The organism is Brunnivagina elsteri CCALA 953 (assembly GCF_002289455.1).
Classification (GTDB): domain Bacteria; phylum Cyanobacteriota; class Cyanobacteriia; order Cyanobacteriales; family Nostocaceae; genus Brunnivagina; species Brunnivagina elsteri.
On the sequence record NZ_NTFS01000745.1, the window covers coordinates 1 to 1,361 of the forward strand.

At 36.4% G+C, this 1,361-nt stretch carries 2 protein-coding genes; both read right to left on the minus strand.

Translation table 11 applies throughout. The features are described from left to right. Window positions 1–121: 121 nt before the first annotated feature. Window positions 122–526, minus strand: a complete 405-nt coding sequence (locus CK510_RS30405) for a hypothetical protein (RefSeq protein WP_245912532.1) — start codon at window positions 524–526, stop codon at window positions 122–124. Between the two features lie 340 nt (window positions 527–866). Beyond that, window positions 867–1,172, minus strand: coding sequence for a hypothetical protein (locus CK510_RS30410; protein WP_095725124.1), 306 nt, complete (start codon window positions 1,170–1,172; stop codon window positions 867–869). Between the last annotated feature and the right edge of the window lie 189 nt (window positions 1,173–1,361).

Below are 1,361 nucleotides of genomic sequence, written 5' to 3' on the forward strand. Positions count from 1 at the left end.
GGTTTGAGGCATAATGTTGCCGAAGTGAATTGGAAGCATAAGCACGTTTTTACGGCAATATTATGGGTTAACCGACATGTAGTAAGTGTTTCAGCCTTAGCGTAAGTTTCTGTACGATTGCTCATTTCACCCCGTTATAAACAGCAGCGTAACCCTTGATTTTTCTATTTTTACAGAAATCTCGAAGTTGACGCACACCCAAAGCTTTGAGGCTTTCACCTTCTCTATCAATATCAAACAACGCAGTTTTGCTTTGTTTCTCATCACTTGTTGCTGCCATATTAGCAAGCAATTTATCAATGTTTGATTCATGTGATTGATTGAGAATATCTTCATCAATCTGAGTTTTGACAACACCAGAGGTAAACTCTTCATGTACCATTGGTAAATTGTCATCAACTAAGAAAATCTCACACATCAACCAAAAGATGACCAGAAACAAAACAACCGGAAACAAGATATTGTTGAGCAATTGAGTGGTAGTAGAAATTTCAAAAGCCGAACAATCAAACAAAAATTCAAACATTGTAGTTCCTCCAGAGAATTATTGGGTGATTTGTAGATACCACCCAGTAGTGGGGAGATAGCTCCCCGTACTGAATGCATCAAAAAATCATCCCCATAACCCTGAAGTCAAGAGAGTCTCACTACCAAAAAAGTAGTAATAAAGCTACATCTCTGAGAATTTGTAGTGACTTCAAAGGAATAAATAAGTTAATAGAAATCCAAACCTCTGATACTCTATCCTTGGTATTTATAGAATTTGAAAGTTAGAATCTAAATTCATTACCTCACCCTAGCTGGATTAACTTTTAACCATATTATCCTGAGTTTGGATACTCTCACTTGAATTAAATACCACAGAATTAGTCTGGACTAGAAGTTACAGATTCTTCCTCCCCATCAACCGCATATGAAATCGAAGCAATACCAGCAGCAGCTACAATCGCAGATACAAACCCAACAGTACCGAGAAGAGTAGAACCTATTCCCAGTTGTAAAGTTTGCTTAATCTGTTTCTCTGGTATAGTTTTCACTCCACCTTTATTAAGTAAAAGTAAACCACCACTACCAAAGATTGTTAACATACCAATAGCGATCGCAGCTAAAGAAGAAACTCCCACTACTACATTGATTGTTCCAAATGCTTGACTACAAAATCTCTTTAACATGGTTTATCCCTCTCTAAATACAGGTAACGAAAGCAAAAATTACTCTTGCCCCGGCATCTTGGAAATTGGGACTTGAGGAAAACAATTAGCTTGAATCTTACTCTCTTAGATTTCAGAATTAAAATTATTCTGTACTAATTTTCAGTATCAATAATTATTTATCCCCAATGGTGATAGTAAGAGTTGAAC

Coding starts and splice junctions, on each gene's coding strand:
- CK510_RS30410 (WP_095725124.1), bottom strand. CDS start 1,172: ATGTTAAAGAGATTTTGTAGTCAAGCATTTGGAACAATCAATGTAGTA.
- CK510_RS30405 (WP_245912532.1), bottom strand. CDS start 526: ATGTTTGAATTTTTGTTTGATTGTTCGGCTTTTGAAATTTCTACTACC.